General features: G+C 72.6%; 14 protein-coding genes and 1 pseudogene. 4 read left to right on the top strand and 11 right to left on the bottom strand.

Features of this window, described 5'->3' with window-relative positions:
- Positions 1-20: 20 nt before the first annotated feature.
- From AAH979_RS26865 to AAH979_RS26855, 3 genes are all read right to left on the bottom strand, one after another.
- Positions 21-818 (bottom strand): TIGR02452 family protein, encoded by a 798-nt coding sequence (locus AAH979_RS26865; protein ID WP_346260905.1) that lies wholly within the window; start codon positions 816-818, stop codon positions 21-23.
- A 117-nt stretch (positions 819-935) separates the two neighbouring features.
- Positions 936-2,870 carry a hypothetical protein gene (locus AAH979_RS26860; protein ID WP_346260904.1) on the bottom strand — a complete coding sequence of 645 codons (1,935 nt, stop codon included), beginning with the start codon at positions 2,868-2,870 and terminating at the stop codon, positions 936-938.
- Positions 2,871-3,054: 184 nt separating this feature from the next.
- Entirely contained in the window at positions 3,055-3,945 is an 891-nt protein-coding gene (locus AAH979_RS26855) for an oxidoreductase (protein ID WP_346260903.1), read from the bottom strand.
- Between the two features lie 252 nt (positions 3,946-4,197).
- Between AAH979_RS26855 and AAH979_RS26850 the strand changes: the two genes are divergently transcribed.
- A complete protein-coding gene (locus tag AAH979_RS26850) occupies positions 4,198-5,307 on the top strand; it encodes a winged helix DNA-binding domain-containing protein (protein ID WP_346260902.1) in 1,110 nt (369 codons plus the stop codon).
- A 148-nt stretch (positions 5,308-5,455) separates the two neighbouring features.
- On the opposite strand, the pseudogene AAH979_RS26845 reads toward AAH979_RS26850, so the two are convergent.
- Together AAH979_RS26845 and AAH979_RS26840 are read right to left on the bottom strand one after the other, a co-directional pair.
- A pseudogene (locus AAH979_RS26845) lies at positions 5,456-5,701 on the bottom strand (aldo/keto reductase); the annotation flags it as partial.
- Positions 5,702-5,788: 87 nt separating this feature from the next.
- On the bottom strand, positions 5,789-6,379 hold the full coding sequence (locus AAH979_RS26840; RefSeq protein ID WP_346260901.1) for a peroxiredoxin-like family protein: 591 nt from the start codon (positions 6,377-6,379) through the stop codon (positions 5,789-5,791).
- 71 nt (positions 6,380-6,450) lie between these two features.
- Between AAH979_RS26840 and AAH979_RS26835 the strand changes: the two genes are divergently transcribed.
- Positions 6,451-7,080 carry a TetR/AcrR family transcriptional regulator C-terminal domain-containing protein gene (locus AAH979_RS26835; RefSeq protein WP_346260900.1) on the top strand — a complete coding sequence of 210 codons (630 nt, stop codon included), beginning with the start codon at positions 6,451-6,453 and terminating at the stop codon, positions 7,078-7,080.
- Between the two features lie 70 nt (positions 7,081-7,150).
- Here the strand turns inward: AAH979_RS26835 and AAH979_RS26830 are convergent, their stop codons facing one another.
- The 6 genes from AAH979_RS26830 to AAH979_RS26805 all read right to left on the bottom strand — a co-directional run bounded on the left by AAH979_RS26830 (position 7,151) and on the right by AAH979_RS26805 (position 13,587).
- Complete coding sequence (locus AAH979_RS26830) at positions 7,151-7,855, bottom strand: carbon-nitrogen hydrolase family protein (RefSeq protein ID WP_346260899.1); 705 nt, start codon at positions 7,853-7,855, stop codon at positions 7,151-7,153.
- Positions 7,856-7,985: 130 nt separating this feature from the next.
- A complete protein-coding gene (locus AAH979_RS26825) occupies positions 7,986-10,214 on the bottom strand; it encodes an MMPL family transporter (protein ID WP_346260898.1) in 2,229 nt (742 codons plus the stop codon).
- A 211-nt stretch (positions 10,215-10,425) separates the two neighbouring features.
- Positions 10,426-11,088, bottom strand: coding sequence for a permease prefix domain 1-containing protein (locus tag AAH979_RS26820; protein WP_346260897.1), 663 nt, complete (start codon positions 11,086-11,088; stop codon positions 10,426-10,428).
- Between the two features lie 204 nt (positions 11,089-11,292).
- Entirely contained in the window at positions 11,293-11,946 is a 654-nt protein-coding gene (locus AAH979_RS26815) for a response regulator transcription factor (protein WP_346260896.1), read from the bottom strand.
- Positions 11,943-13,088 carry a sensor histidine kinase gene (locus tag AAH979_RS26810; RefSeq protein WP_346260895.1) on the bottom strand — a complete coding sequence of 382 codons (1,146 nt, stop codon included), beginning with the start codon at positions 13,086-13,088 and terminating at the stop codon, positions 11,943-11,945. The genes AAH979_RS26815 and AAH979_RS26810 overlap by 4 nt, the downstream gene beginning before the upstream one ends.
- 10 nt (positions 13,089-13,098) lie before the next feature.
- The gene (locus AAH979_RS26805; protein ID WP_346260894.1) at positions 13,099-13,587 is read right to left on the bottom strand and encodes a hypothetical protein; all 489 of its coding nucleotides are present in this window, start codon (positions 13,585-13,587) and stop codon (positions 13,099-13,101) included.
- Between the two features lie 119 nt (positions 13,588-13,706).
- On the opposite strand from AAH979_RS26805, the gene AAH979_RS26800 reads away from it, so the two are divergent.
- Positions 13,707-14,591 (top strand): ABC transporter ATP-binding protein, encoded by an 885-nt coding sequence (locus tag AAH979_RS26800; protein WP_346260893.1) that lies wholly within the window; start codon positions 13,707-13,709, stop codon positions 14,589-14,591.
- Entirely contained in the window at positions 14,588-15,559 is a 972-nt protein-coding gene (locus AAH979_RS26795) for a transmembrane transport protein (protein WP_346260892.1), read from the top strand. The genes AAH979_RS26800 and AAH979_RS26795 overlap by 4 nt, the downstream gene beginning before the upstream one ends.
- The last annotated feature ends 175 nt before the right edge of the window (positions 15,560-15,734 follow it).

Genomic DNA, 15,734 nt, shown 5'->3' with positions numbered 1-15,734 from the left:
GTGGAGTCACCGACACCCGGTCAGCGGAAGACCTTCTGGAACGCCGCGAGGGTCGGCGTGCCGCGCTCCCGGTCCAGTACGGCGAAGACCACCCGCTCGAACCACGGACTCTCCCGAAGCGCCTCGGCGAACGCCGCCGCGACGGTCGACGGGTCGTTGCCGAAGACGCCGCAGCCCCAGGCGCCGAGCACGAGTTGCCGGTGCCCGTACCCGGCGGCGACCGCCAGCACCCGGGCGGCCCGCCGACGCAGGATGGCCGGGACGTCCGCGACCCGGTCGGGCTGGTTGCGCCGCATCGCGGAGAGGTTGGGCGCCGCCGAGGTCAGGAACGAGATCGGGTACGGCGCCGCCAGCGGAGCGCCGTGGTCGTCCCGGAATACGGGTACGCCCGGCGAGTAGACGACCCGGTCGCTGTAGCCGAGATCCGGGTCGGCCCGGTGCGCGAGGTAGAAGTCCCCGGCGGCCCGGAGACACGGATAGAGCGCCGAGGCGCGGGCGATGCTCTCCTCCTGGGCCTGGGCGCCGTTGAGAAAACCACCGCCGGGGTTGCGGGCCGAGGCGAAGACCAGGCAGGCCCGGTCCCCGTCGAGCCGCCGGCACGCCGCCAGGCTGGATTCGTCGGTCACCTCGATGCGGGGCGGGCCGGCCAGCGGCTCCGGCGCGGGCAGGAGTTCGTCGGGCAGGTGCAGCCGGGTGCCCGCCACCGCCCGGGCCACCTCGTCGCCGATGGCCACCTGCCCGCCCTGCTCGGTCCGGTAGGTTCCCCGGTCCAGCACCGCCACCGTCTCCTGGGCGATCGCCCTCAGCCGCCTGCTCACCCCGCCATCCTGCGTGATCCGGGTCGCCATCTCGACCCGGTTTCGTGCACCAGGCAGCCGGCCGGGGCGTCGGTGGACGGCGGGCGGGTCTGCCCGCCCGCCGTCACCCTTCGGTCGTCAGGGCTGGCTGCGCGGCCCCTCCGGGTCGAGACTGTCGATGAACTCGTGCGGGTGGTCCGCCTCGACACTGGTCCGGGCGGCCTTCGCCTCCGCCGTCATCTGCGCGGCGACCCGATCGGTCGGCACACCCGCCTGGCGGGCGCCGTCGACCACCTCGGTGTACGCCTGATCGGCGTAGGCGTGCGCGGCGGCGTACTGGTGGCTGGCCAGGGCCGCCTTGGCCCGGCCGAGCAGCCGGTCCGCCGCCGCCAACTCGTCCCGGGCCCGGTACGACCGGGGCGAGCCGAGCACCTCCGCGGCGAGCCGGTTGGCCGCCTCGTTGTACGCGGCCGTCAGGAACCGGTCGCTGTTGTCGTGGTCGAACTGGCTGAAGTCCCAGTTCAGGTCGATGTAGCTCATCATCGAGTTGGTCTGGTCACCGGCGTTCACGAAGTAAAACTCGTCGGCTGGTGCGTAGTCCACTCCGGACGTGCTGTCGTAGCCGTCGTGCGGGTGGCTCATCCCGATGTGGTGCCCCACCTCGTGGATCAGCGTCGTGGTCAGCCCGTACCCGGCTTCGACGATCTCCGGCGAGATGAACCCGAAGACGTACGTCTGGGTGCCGTCGACGTAGTTGTCGTCGGCGAAGCCGAGGGCCGGGGTGATGGTGCCCTCCGGGACCGCGTAGCTGAACATCGGCAACTCGTAGTCGACCCGGCCCTGGTCGTCCTGGGTACGCGCCAGCTCCTTGCGGTTCTGCAGATAGAAGTTGGCGAAGCCGGGGAAGCCGGTCTCCGGATAGCAGGAGACGTCCTCCTCCACCGCCAGCCGGTAGCAGCGCTCGGCCTCGCCGCGCAACGGCAGGTCCTGGCTGTCGTAGTCGAGCTTGTTGCGCCAGCGCAGTTCGCGCAGCTCGGCCAGGAGCAGGTCCGGCTTGACGTAGGTCTTCGAGGCGTCCACGCCCGGCCAGCCCTCGTAGACGTTGCTGTCCAGGTTGATCGAGCGCGGGGGCGCGGCCGTGGGCAGCTCCGCCGGATAGAGCGGCGAGCTGGTGAAGAGCAGGTTCAGCGCGACGTACCGGGTGATCAGGCCGAGGTCGCCGGCGAGCTTGCCCGGCGCCCGGTAGCCACCGGCGGTGTATTCCCAGGTCGGCGGCATCCGGTAGTCCTCGACGCCGTTGCCGTCGAGGTCCGGCTCGTCCACGTTCCAGTTGGAGGTCCAGGACTCCGGGCCGGCCGAGAGGTCGTGGAACCAGATCCGGTGGGTGGAGCCGAGCCCGTTCTCCTCGTCCCGCGCGGTGGTGCCGCCCCAGGCGATGATTTTTCGGCTGTCCCGCTCGACGCCGAAGTTGTATCCGGTGTCCGGGTCCGGCTCGTCGGTCTTGGTGTAGACGTGGAACCGGAAGTCGGACCGCCCGTACCAGTTGATGAAGAAGACGGTGTTCCGCCGGGTGTCCACCCCGGCCGGCGGGTTCTTCGCCAGCCACCGCTCGACGCTCGGCGCGTCGATGTGGTGGTTCGTGGTGATGTCGAGGACGTTGCGCTGCTGCGCGTTGTAATCCGCCTGGAGCGCGGTCAACGGGGCGGGCCGGGACAGCCGGGTGAGTTCGCCGAAGAACCGGTCCTCGTACCGCCGGTCGGCGTAGCTGATCCGGTAGTCGTACGTGTAGTGCAGGCCCAGCTTCTCCCGGACGTCGTAGAGGAGCCGGGACCGGACCACCGGTTCGTAGCCGCGCGGCAGCTCGGCCTGGTAGGCCGACCGGGACACCTGGTTCGGCTCGTAGCCGAGGAACACCACGTTGACCGGTACCCGCTCGGTCAGCCGTGGCTGGCCCCCGGGGTTGAGGTGCGGATAGCGCGCGTTCGCGGCCTGGCTCGCCGGTGCCAGCGACAGCGACAGCACGGTGAGCACCGCCGTGGCGGACGCCACGGCGATGGTGCGTCTCGTTCTCATTCCTGACCTTCCGCCGTCGAAAGGGGTCGACGGCCCGCGCCGGACCCGGGCGGCGGATGGTAGGCCCGTCCCCGAGCCCGGTGGGCTCGTCGTGGAACTTGCGTCGCCCGAGCGTACGTCCCCTGTGGATGGCAAGCCATCCGTCGGCGTCAGTTTTCTCCGGGCCCGGCGGGTCCCCCGGCGGTCAGTTCGGGCTGCGCGGTGCGAGCATCGCCGCCACCGGCGTCTTCGCGAAGTCGGTGCTGCTGTCGTAGTCGGTGCTCCGGCTGACGTCGGCCCAGGCGGTCGTCTCCCGGGAGCGGGACAGCGCCGACTCCTCGGCGAGACGCAGCGCGTCGGAGCCGAGTAGCAGCCGCAGCGGCGGTACGGCGAGCCCGACGAGATCGGCGATCACCCGGGCGGCCCGTTCCGGGTCACCGGCCTGCTGGCCGTCCATGTCGCGGCGCAGCGCGTGCAGCCGCCCGACGGTCTGCTGATAGTCCTCGCCCACCTCGGCCATCCGCATCGACGAGCCGCCCCAGTCGGTCCGGAAGGCGCCGGGCTCGATGATGGTGACCCGGATGCCGAACGGCTTGACCTCGTTGTACAGCACCTCGGAGAAGCCCTCCACGGCGAACTTCGCGGTCTGGTACGCACCCAGCCCCGGCGTGCCGCCGACCCGCCCGCCGATCGAGGAGAACTGGAGGAAGTGCCCGGAGCGGCGCTCCCGCAGGATCGGCAGGGCCGCCCGGGTGACGTTGACGACGCCGAACAGGTTCGTCTCGACCTGCGCCCGGAAGTCCTCCTCCGGCATCTCCTCGATCGGCGCGCTGTTGGCGTAGCCGGCGTTGTTGGCCACCACGTCCAGCCCGCCGAAGGTCTCCACCGCGGCCTGCACCGCCGCCCGCGCGGCGGCCGGGTCGGTGACGTCGAGGGCGTACGGCCGCACCTGGTCGCCGTACCGGGTGACGAAGTCGGCGAGCTGGTCGGGCTGCCGGGCGGTGGCGAGCAGGTTGTCGCCCCGGTCCAGCACCTCCTGGCTGAGCGCCCGGCCCAGACCCCGGGAGCTTCCGGTGATCAGCCATGTCTTGGCCATGCTGTCGCTTCCCTTCGGCACGGGTCGTCGCAGGTGATGCCGTCGACGGCTTCCCGTGCTCGACTCTGCTACGCCCACCGCCACGGGCGCCGGAAAGCGGCTCGTCGCCACCCGTCCGGCTGATCCGCCGGTCCGTTCGGCCGGCGAGCTGAGCACCCCGCTCGGCACGGCAGCACCTCGGGCGTGCGCGGTACCGCCGGCCGCGGCAACATCAGGACAGGAACTGGCCGGAATGCCGGCTAGCGTTCCGGCATGGCGAATATCCGGGTACTCGGCCCGCGAGCCCTGGGCCGGGCGACGCTGCACCGGCAACTGCTGCTGCGCCGGGTGGAGCTGCCGGTCGTCCCGGCCGTCGAACGGCTGCTCGGGCTCAACGCGCAGAGCCCGAACCCGCCGTACCTCGCGCTGTGGAGCAGGTTGCGCGGCTTCACCGTCGCCGAGCTGACCCGGGCGATCGAGGACCGTACCCTGGTCCGCTCGACCCTGATGCGGGCCACCCAGCACCTGCTGTCGGTGCCGGACTTCCGGCTGGTCCGACCGGCCCTGGCGGCCCTGCTCCGCCGGGTGCAGCGCAACGCCTTCGGGAGCCGTACCGTCGGCCTCGACCTCGACGCGCTTGCCGCGCAGGCGCGGCGGCTGCTCGCCGACGGGCAGGTCATGACCCGGCCGGAACTGGGCCGGCGGCTCGCCCGGCACTGGCCGGAGTTCGAGCCGAACGCCCTCGGCTGGACCGTGCAGTATCTGGAACCCCTGCTGCACCCGGCCCCGAGCGGCACGTGGAACACCTACGGCGCCACCCCGTTCGCCCGGGCCGACTGGACCGGGGTGGCGGCGGAGCCGACGGCCGAGGGCCTGCGCGAGCTGGTCCGGCGGTATCTGGCGGCGTTCGGGCCGGCGACCGTGGCCGACGCCCGGGCCTGGTCCGGGGTGGCCGGGCTCCGCGAGGTGTTCGCCGGGCTGCGCCCCGAACTGCGGGTGTACGCCGACGAGTCCGGCCGGGAGCTGTTCGACCTGCCGGACGCGCCGCTGCCCCCGGCCGAGCTGCCCGCCCCGGTACGGCTGCTGCCGGAGTTCGACGCGCCGCTGCTGGCGTACGCCGACCGGAGCCGGATGATGACCGACCCGGTGCGCCGGCAGGTCTGCGTCGGTGCGGCGGTGGCGCCCACCGTGCTGGTCGACGGCACGGTGGCGGCGATGTGGTCGGTCTCCCGGGCCGACGGTGCCGCCGTGCTGACCGTACGCCCGCTGCGCCGGCTCACCCCGGCAGAGTGCGCCGAGGTGGCGGCCGAGGCCGACCGGCTGCTCGGCTTCACCGACCCGGCCGCCACCACCCGCCAGGTACGCCTGCTCCCGCCCGACTGAGCCCGCCGACCCAACCGAGCCGACCCGCCGGCGGAACGCGGCGGGCCTGACCCGGCCGGCCCCGGTCGACCGGCGCCCCGCGTCGCCGCTCGGCCGGGGGTGCGCGGGTCGCCGCTCGGCCAGACCGCACACGCCGGTCGACCCGGGTTCACCAGGCCCACGCCTCCGGGCCCGGTCCGCCCGAGCCGACCGGCGGAAACAGTTCGTCCAGCCGGTCCAGGGTGCCGGGGTCGAGCGTGGTCCGCACCGCCCGCAGCGCCAGGTCGAGCTGGCCGGCCGATCTCGGCCCGACGATCGGCGCGGTGACACCGGGGCGGGACAGCAGCCAGGCCAGCGCGACGGTGGTCGGCTCCTCACCCAGCTCGGCGCAGAGCTTCTCGTAGCCGGTCACGGCCGCCCGGTGCGGCTCCACGTACCGGGCTGGGGGAGAGCAACTCGGCGGTGGGGCCGGAACGCCGCCCCCGAGCGGCCGTAGCGGGTCCTACCGGGTGCCGGGTGCGGGGCGGGGAGCCCGGGCGGCCAGGTCCAGCAGTTCGTCGACGGACCACTGGTCGTAGACGTGTTCGCCGTGCCGGGATGCCAGCACCCGGCCGTCGGGGCCGATCAGGAAGTCGGCCGGCAGGCCGAACCGCCCGCCATGCGGAACGGTCGCCGGAGGCCGTTCACGGCGCCGGACGATCGCCCAGGAACTGCGCAGCACCGCCCGGAGGATCGGCAGCCAGGCGCGCGGGTCGAACAGGGCACGGCGGGCCGAGGAGACGCCGAACTCCGCGTACAGCCGCTTGTCCGGGTCGGCGATCACCGGGAACGGCAGGTCGGCGACGTGTTCGGCCAGCTTGTCGGCGGGGGAGTGGAAGACCACCACCTCGCGTACCCCGGCCGCCTCGATCTCGCCGTGCCGGACCACGATCGAGCGCAGGTGCAGGTTGCAGACCGGGCAGCCGGCGAACCGGCGGAACTGGAGGTGCACCAGACGGTCGGGATCGGGGACCGGGAGCGGCGCACCGGTGACCGGGGTGAGTTCGCGGGCGGGGACGACGGAGTCGGTTCCGACCGGCCGGAGCGTACGCATCGGGAGCTCCCCTCGTAGGCGTACAACGTACTCGTAAAATCGTAGGCGTATGCCGTACGCTGTCAAGTGCCATGCCCCGTCCCCGCTCGCTCACGCCCGACCAGCTCGCCTCGGCCGCCCTCGCCGTCCTCGACCGCGCCGGTCTCGCCGGTCTCACCATGCGGGCGGTGGCGACCGAGCTCCGGATGAGCACCATGGGCCTCTACCGGTACGTGACCGACCGGGCCGAGCTGGAGGCCCTCGTCGTCGAGTTGGTGTTCGGCGGCGTCGACCCCACCCCGCCACCCGGCCCGGCCGACTGGCGGGACCGGATCCGGACCATGGTCGAGCGGGTCCGGAAGGCGGTCGAGGCCCATCCGGCGGTGGTGCCGCTGACCGTCGCGCACCGGCACACCTCGGTGAGCCTGCTGCGCTGGTCGGAGACGGTGCTGGGCATCCTGACCGAGGCCGGTCTCGACGGCGGGCGCCGGGTGGTGGCGCTGCGCGGCCTGCTCAGCTATGTCGTCGGCGCGATCCAGCTCGAACATCTGGGCGCGCTTGCCGGAGCGGGCACCGGGGCCATCGCCGAACTGTCCCCCGACGAGTTTCCGCACCTGACCGAGACCGCCCGGTACGCCCGGCGGATCGGGCCCACCGAGGAGTTCGACGGCGGGCTCGACATAGTGCTGCGTGGCCTGGTGGAGCCGGCGGACCCGGTGTGAGCCGTCGCGGTCAGGCTACGTGGCCCGGTGGAGCCGGCAGGGCCGGCGGACCCGGAGTGAGCCGCTGCGGTCAGGTCAGGGTCGCCCGGACCAGTGCACCCGGCTCGGGCCCCGCCTCGGCGATCACGCTGCCGTCCCGAGCCCAGATCCTGGACCGTCCGGCGGCGTCGGTGTAACCGCCACCGGTACGGCCGGCGAAGCTGGCGGTCGCCACCCAGACCCCGTGCTCGGCGGCGATCCGGCGGGCCCGCTCGTCCTGCACACCCCACTCCGCCGCCGAGTCCAGCGCACCCGCGACGTACCCGTCGATGCCGAGCGCGGCGGTGTCGGCCGCGTGCCGGGGTACCCCGGTGTCCTTGCAGACCGCGATCCCCAGCCGCCAGCCGGCGACCTCGACCACCGCCGGGGCGTCGCCCGGGACGAAGTGCTCCGGCTCGGCCCCGCCCAGCCACATCTTCCGGTACGCCACCCGGGCCCCGCCGCCGTCCACCGCGAGGACGCCGATGTGCCGCCGTCCCGCGTCGCCGGCAACCGGTGCGCCGACCAGCGCCAGCGAACCGGTCTCCGCGCAGGCCGCCACGATCGGGGCGAGCCGTGGATCGTCGGCGTCGACCGGGGGTGCGTCGAACTCGTACCCGGTGAGCGACATCTCCGGAAAGACCACCACCCGGACCCGGCCCGCCCGGACCGCCTCGGCGTGGCTCCGCGCGTTCGCCAGCACGTCGTACGCCAGGCAGCGCGGCTGGGCGACGGCGATGGTCAGCGGGTCTCGCACGCGCTGATCGTAGCCCCGCCGCCCAGCCGCTCCCCGCGGTCAAACCGCCGCCCGGCCGCTCCCCGCGGTCAAACCGCCGCCCAGCCGCTATCCGTGGTCGGACCGCCGCCCGGCCGCTACCCACCCACCGTCAGACCAGAGTGGACCTCTCGGCTCCGGCGGTGACCGGGACGGGCGACTCGGGGCGTTCGAGGGCGACCCGGGGCAGCCAGTGGCCCAGCCAGGACGGCAGCCACCAGGCGCGGGCGCCGAAGAGCTGCATCACGGCGGGCAGGATCAGGCAGCGGATGACGAAGCCGTCCACGAAGATCGCGACCGCCAGGCCGAGTCCGAACTGTTGCAGCATCCGGCCCGGGTCGAACAGGAAGGCACTGAAGACCACGATCATGATGGCGGCGGCGGCCGTCACCACCCGCCCGGTGGTGGCCAGGCCCTCCCGGATCGCGCCCGGGGCGTCCCGGTGCCGTTCCCAGTGCTCGTGCATCCGGGAGACCAGGAAGACCTCGTAGTCCATCGAGAGCCCGAAGACGATGGCGAAGATCAGTACGGGCACGAACGCCTCGACGGGACCGGGCTGGACGCCCAGGTTGCCGTACTGGAAGACGTAGGTGATCACGCCGAGGGCGGCGGCCACACTGAGCAGGTTGAGTATCGCCGCCTTGACCGGGATGAGCAGGGAACGGAAGACGAGTACCAGCAGCAGTGCGGAGAGGCCCACCACCACGACCACGAAGAGCGGCAGCCGGTCGGAGATCGCATCGGCGAAGTCGACCGCCGCCGCCGTACCGCCGCCGATCGAGACCCGCACCCCGGTGCTCCGCTCCACCGGTGGCAACACCTCGGTGCGCAGCCGCTCCACCAGATCCATCGTCGCCGCGTCCTGCGGGGCGGAGGTGGGGAAGAGCAGCAGGGTGTGCAGTTGCCCGTCGGGTGCCGGGAACGGCGGGGTCACCGAGGCGACCCCGCCGACTCCGGCGAGTGCGCCGCTCACCTCGGTCGCGGCCGGCTGGCCGCCCTCGACGACCACCACCAGTGGTCCGTTCTGTCCCGGGCCGAACCCGGTCGAGATCAGGTCGTACGCCTGCCGGCTGGTCGAGGTCGGCGCGTCGCTGCCGGCGTCGGCGAAGCCCAGCCGCATGTCCAGAGCCGGCACCGCGAGCAGCACCAGCAGCGCGGTGGGCAGCAGCAGGGCCAGCCAGGGCCGGCGCTGCACGAACCCGGACCAGCGCCGCCACACCGCGCCCTCGGCCCGCTTCGCCCGCTGCGCGCGGCGCCGGACGGCACGTTCGACGCGACCGCCGACGATGGCCAGCAGCGCCGGGAGCAGGGTCAGCGAGGCGAGCATCGTGACCAGCACCGTCAGCGCCACCGCCACGGCCACGCCCTGGAGCGAGCCGAGGCCGAGGACGACGAGGCCGAGCAGGGCGATCACCACCGTGCAGGCGGCGAAGAAGACGGTACGGCCGGCGCTGTCCAACGCGATTCGGGTGGCGGTGGCCCGGTCGGCGCCGTGCAGCAGCTCCGACCGGAAGCGGGAGAAGACCAGCAGCGCGTAGTCGATGCCGACGCCGAGCCCGACCAGCGCCATCAGCGGGGCGGTGTAGTCGGCGACCGTCGCGACGTGCGAGGCGAGTACGACCAGGCTGAGCGTACTGCCCACCGCGAAGATCGCGATCCCGATCGGCAGTGCGGCGGCGAGCAGGGAACCGAAGAGGATCACCAGGATGACCAGTGCGGCCAGCAGGCCCGCGCCCTCGGCGGCGCCACCCTCGCTCTCCTCGGCGGCCCGGACCGGGTCACCGGCCAACTCCACCCGCAGCCCGTCCCCGGCCGCTGCCTGGGCGGTCTCGATGACGGCCCGTACGTCCTCGGCCGGCACCTCCTCGGCGGGCTTGTCCAGGGTGACGGTGGCGTACCCGATGGTGCCGTCGGCGGAGACGGCGCGCGGGTCGTCGTACGGGCTGGTCAGCTCGGCCACCGAGGCCATTCCGCGTACCTGGCCGAGCATCGGCTCGACGCGCTGCCGGACCTCGGCGGCGCCGATGCCGCCCGGCTCGTGCAGGACGATCTGGAAGCTGCCCGCCGTCTGCCGGGAGCCGTGTTCCCGGAGCGTGTCGGTGGCGGCCTGGGATTCGGTGCCGGGCAGCGAGTGGTCGTTGTGGTAGTCCGTCCCGACCGCCTGGGCGGCCACGGCGAGGCCGACCAGCACGACGACCCAGCTCAGCAGGGCGGCCCACCGCCGCCGATACGCCCAGCCGGCCACCCGGGCGAAAATGCCGGGGCCGGGCGGTGCGGCTCGGCCCGGGCGGTCCGGCAGCCCGCCGTCGGGCCGGTCGGCAGGAGGTGGTTCGGTCGGCATCGTCGATCTCCTCGCGTTCTCGGGTCCGCCCGGCCGGTCGCCGCGCGTCCCGCTCGTCGATGAGTTAGCAATCTACATGTAGCATAACTACGTAAGCGGCGACGGCTCGACCGGAGGCGCGGAACGGGACTGGCGGCCCAATCCGTTCGTCCCGTCCGACCTGGACGAAACGGATCTACCCGGGGGTGCGAATTCTCGGCGGGAGCGTGGGTCAGCGGGAGGTCGTTGCCGCGCGTGCCGTCGCGAGGCAGCGTGCCCCGTTCAGCGCCACGAGAAGCATCGGCAGGAACAGCACGACCACCGCGATCGGCAACCGGGCCAGGGCCATTGGGCCGGTGATCGGGCTGCATGCCGCGAGCAGCAGGCCGGTCGTGCTGAACGTGGCCGCCACGGTGAAGGCGAAGATCCCGGTGAGCCGGATGCGCCGGGGGTTGGTGCCGAGTCGGCGTACCCCGGTGCCGGAGGCCCAGACGGCGAGCAGCGCGACGACCACGGCCAGCGTCCCCAGCCAGCTCACCAGTGTGTCGAGGAACCCGGCCAGCCCGGGCAGCGGGTCCGGCTCGGCCGCCTGCCAGGCGACCAGGTGCCAGATCGGCGGCTGCGCGACGAGGCTGGCGAAGGCCAGCAGCGCCGTCCGCCGGCCCTGGGCCAGCGCGAGTTCGGCCTGGTATCCGGGGGCGATCCGGGAGACCTCACCGAAGTCGTCGACCGCGCGCCGCGCGGCGCCCTCGGGGGCCAGGCCGAGATCCGCGTACGCCTCGGTCGCGTCGACCAGGCTGTCCCGGGCCTCCCGGAGCAGCCCGGCCTTGACCCGCCGTGGCCCTCGCAGGGCACGGTCGAGTTCGGCGAGGTATCCGTCTATCGCAGCGGCCACGGCTCACTTTCTCTGGGGCACCGGTGCCCCAGTATGCCGGGCCCGGCCCGCCGGACGGAACGCACGCGACCCCGAGATTCCCCTGAACCCGCCACCTGACTGCCGGACGCCCGAAAGTGCGCCGGGGGCACTGAAAGCACTCTTCCGGGCCGGATGTCCGGTCACGAGTTCCATCCGCCGCCGGACCGCTGCGCTGGCTGCCGTTCAAGCGGTTTCGACGATTCGATGCTCCCAGGCCCAGACGGCGATCTCGGTGCGGTTGCGGAGGCCGAGCTTGGCCTGGATGGTCGAGACGTGACTCTTGACCGTACTCAGGGAGATGAACAGCTCGGCTCCGATCTCCAGGTTGGTACGGCCGCGTGCGATCTCCCGTACCACCTCGATTTCGCGTTCCGACAACGCCGGCAGTGACTTGTCGGGTTCCCGTGCCGGCCTGGTCAGGTGGCGCAGCAGCCGTACGGTGACCGACGGGGAGACCAGCGCGTCACCGTTGTGGGCCGCGCGTACCGCCTCGACGAGCAGGGCCGGGCCGGCGTCCTTGAGGATGAAGCCGACCGCGCCGCCGCGCAGTGCCCCGTACACGTACTCGTCGAGGTCGAACGTGGTGACCACGATGACTCGCATCGGGTTGGGTACGCCGGGTCCGGCGAGTGCCCGGGTCACCTGGATGCCGTCGAGCCGGGGCATCCGGATGTCCACCAGGCAGACGTCGGGGCGCAGCCGGCGGGCCTGGGCGGTGGCGTCGACACCGTCTGACGCCTCGGCGATGACCGTGATGTCCGGTTGGTCCTCAAGGATGAGCTTCAGGCCACTACGGATCATCGCCTGGTCGTCGGCGAGCAGTACCCGGATCGTCATAACCGTCCGTTCTGGATGGGTAGCGTGGCGCGGACCGACCAGCCGGCGTCGGGGCGGGGACCGGCGTGGAGCGTGCCGCCGAGGGTTTCGACGCGTTCGCGCATGCCGATGAGGCCGTACCCGCCGCGGTGGGTGGCGCGGGCGGGGCCCGGTGGTGCGTCGTCGACCACCTCAACCGTGACGCTGGAGGTGTTCTGGTCGACGGCGACCGTGACGGTGACGCCGGTGGCGTGCGGGGCGTGCCGGGCCACGTTCGTCAGCGCCTCCCGCACGATCCGGTACACCGTGCTGCTCACCTCCGGCGGCCATGCCGCGTGCTCCTCGGGTACCTGTAGGCACACCGGCGGGCCCTGCCGGCTGAAGCGCTCGACGAGGATGCCGAGCTGTTCCGGCCCGGCCGAGGCGGGCGGCGCGTCCTCGGCATCGCGTAGCAGCCCGACCACGCGGCGCATCGCGCGCAGCGCCTCGGCGCCGGCGGCCTCGATCCCGGTCAACGACTCGGCCACCTGCCCCGGGTTCTTACGCACGACGAGGTGGGCGGCCTGCGCCTGGATCAGCATGCCGGTGATGTGGTGGGCCACCACGTCGTGCAGTTCCCGGGCCAGCTCCAGCCGCTCCTCTCGGCGTACCTTCTCGGCGGTGGCCGCCGCCCGGTTGTCCAGCAGGCGCAGCGCTAGCCCGACCGCGACCGCGCAGAGCCAGGTTGCGGCGTTCTGCGCCACGACTCCCGAGGCGCCCGAGGACTGGGGCCGGGCGGCGAGGTAGGCACCGCTGACCACCGCGAGCCCGCCGGCAGCGAGCACACCAGCCGGTACGGGAGGCAGCGCGCGCACCGCCGACCCGACGAGTACGGCGAGAGCCAGCGCCATTGCCGGTCCCGGCTCGGTCGGGAGGTGGAACACTCGGGCCGCCACGATGGCCAGACCGGCGATCCCGAGACCGGCGACAGCCGTCCAGACCCGCTGCCGTCGCCGTACCACCGCCAGCGCACAGACCACGACGGCGGCCGCCCCGCCCGCGAGCCAGTACCGGGCGCCCCAGGTCTGGGCGATCGCCACGGCCTCAATGCCGATCAGGGCGAGGAAGACCACGGCGAGTCCCGCCGTGGCCGCGACCCCGAACAGCCGGTTCCAGATGCGCATCCGAGCCACGTTACGAGGCCCGCGCGGAGACCCGAAGACCGATCCCGAGCAGCACGGCGACCAACCAGGCGGCGATGTTCACGCTGGTTACCGCAGTGAAGCCGGCAGCGTCCGGAAGTGCGGTCAGCCAGGTACCCACCACCACCGCGAACCCGCCCGCCGCGACGGCCGCGGCCCGGCGCCCCGGCAGCGTCCGGATCCCCGAGCCGACCAGGACAGCCAGGGCGAGCGCGGTGACCGGTCCCGGCTCCTGCGGCAGGTCGGCGACCCGGGCCACCACGGTGGCCACCGCCGCGACCGCGATTCCGCACGCCACCGGCCAGCTCCGCCGCGGCCCGCGCAGCAGCGCCAGTGTCCCGGCCAACACCCCGGCCACGCAGTCGAACAGCCAGTAGAGCCCGCCCCAACTGACCGCGATCAGATACGCCGTGAGCCCGAGCCCGGTAAGGAAGACCAGCCCCAGTATGGCGTTCATCGCCGTTCGGTGTGTCGTGTCCATGCCGAGGACGCTAGGAAAGCGCCGGCCAGAGCGAACCGGCCAAAAGTAGGGTCGTCGGCGCGGGCAGCCCCTGCTTTCGACCGATGGCGGGCGCGCCCGCCGTTCGCAGGATTGGCCGCATGCAAACACCACTCGTCCTGCACGCCGAGCGGCTGACCAAGCGGTACGGCCGCCGAACAGCGTTGGCCGACTGCGAGCTGAGGATCCCGCGTGGGCACGTCGTCGGACTCGTCGGCCCGAACGGTGCCGGCAAGTCCACCCTCCTGCAACTGGCCTGCGGCCTGATCCGGCCGACCTCGGGCACGTTGTCCATCCTCGGGTCCGAGCCGGCCGCCAATGCCGCGCACCTCGCCCGGGTCGGCTTCGTCGCCCAGGACACCCCGGTGTACGCCTCGTTCAGCGTCGCAGACCACCTGAAGATGGGCGGATGGCTGAATCCCTCCTGGGACTCCGCGCTGGCCAACCGGCGGATCGCGGAGGTCGGGCTCGACCCCGCGCAGAAGGCGGGCCGGCTCTCCGGCGGCCAGCGCGCGCAGCTCGCGATGACCATCGCCGCCGCGAAGCGACCCGAGTTGCTCATCTTCGACGAGCCCGCTGCCGCACTGGATCCCCTGGCGCGCCGGGGCTTCATGCGCAGCCTCGTGGAGTTCGTGACGGAACTCGGCGCCAGTGCTGTGCTCTCCTCGCACCTGTTGAGCGATGTCGAGCAAGTCTGTGACTACCTCGTCGTACTCTGCGACTCGCGTGTCCAGGTCGCCGGCCCGGTACCGGATCTGCTCGCCTCGCACCACCGGATCACCGGCGATCCGGCCACGATGCCCGCCGGGGTCGAGGTCATCTGGGCGGAGCACGGCCGCGTCCTGGTCCGGGGCGACGCGCCGGTACGGCACGGTGCGCCGGTGCGGCACGCCGAGCCGGTGACGCTGGAGGAGCTGGTCCTCGCCTACATGTCGCGAGCCGCCTCGACGGTTGTCGCGTCCGGTGCGACTGCGGTGGCCCGATGATCCGGTTGAGCCTGCGGCAGTTCCGTATCCAGGCGCTCGTCGGCGCGATCCTCTTGGCCCTGGCCGCCACCTACCTGATCAATCTCGGCGGAGAAATCCGCGCCGTGCGTGACACGTCCCAGCTTCCGGGCCAGTACGGGCAGACGATGCTGTTCCTGGCCACCGGTTTCGGCCTGGTATCCGCCCTCATCGGGGCGTTCTGGGGCGCGCCGCTCGTCGCCCGGGAACTGGAGACTGGCACCTATCGACTGGTGTGGAACCAAAGCGTGCCACGCCGACGCTGGCTCGTGGTCAAGCTGACGGTGCTCGGCCTCGCCAGCATGGCCGTCGCCGGTACGCTCAGCGCGCTGTTGACGTGGGCGGCGGGCCCGGTCGACCAGGTCACCAATGACCGGTTCAGCGGCCTCCTGTTCGGAGCGCGCGGTATCGCGCCCATCGGGTACGCCGTCTTCGGTTTCACGTTCGGCGCCGTCGCCGGGCTGCTGCTGCGTCGTACCCTACCGGCGATGGCGATGGTCTTCCTGACCGTGATCGCGGTGCAGTTCGCCGTACCCAACCTGCTACGACCGCACTATCTGCCCGCCGAGCGGGGCAGCGTAGCGATGAGCGCCGACGCCATCAACCAGGCCCGGTCGCTGGGCAGCATCACCGGCGGGCCGGCCATCGGAGGGATAGCGATACCTGACGCCTGGGTCACAAACACCAGCAAGCTCCGGACCGCTGACGGCCGACAACTCTCCGACGCCGCCTTCAACGACTGTCTCGACAACGCCCCGAAGACCGGCGCGAGCGGCACGTTCGGTGACACCGCAGTATGCCTCGGCAAGCTTGACCTCCATGTCGACCTGGCCTACCACCCCAACCAGCGATTCTGGCTATTCCAATGGATCGAGCTAGCGCTGTATCTCGGCATCAGTGCGCTGCTCGCGGCATTCGGTCTGTGGCGCGTCCAGCGCCGGGTCAGCTAGCCGTGCCGAGCACACGACTCTCGGCCGCCCTGCCGGCGTGCACAGCGACCGCGGTGTGAGCGCCGCCAGGGGTCCGGCTGATAGGAAGATCAGGGCGTTCGGCCGGAGGGTGCTGGCGGGTGTCAACGGACTCGGCGGTCGCACGGCGCATGTGCGGAATCTGTGCGCCGTGCTG

The organism is Plantactinospora sp. ZYX-F-223, from assembly GCF_039649625.1.
Classification (GTDB): Bacteria; Actinomycetota; Actinomycetes; order Mycobacteriales; family Micromonosporaceae; genus Plantactinospora.
Note: the sequence above shows the minus strand (reverse complement) of the source record. Positions and strands in the feature narration are given on the sequence as shown.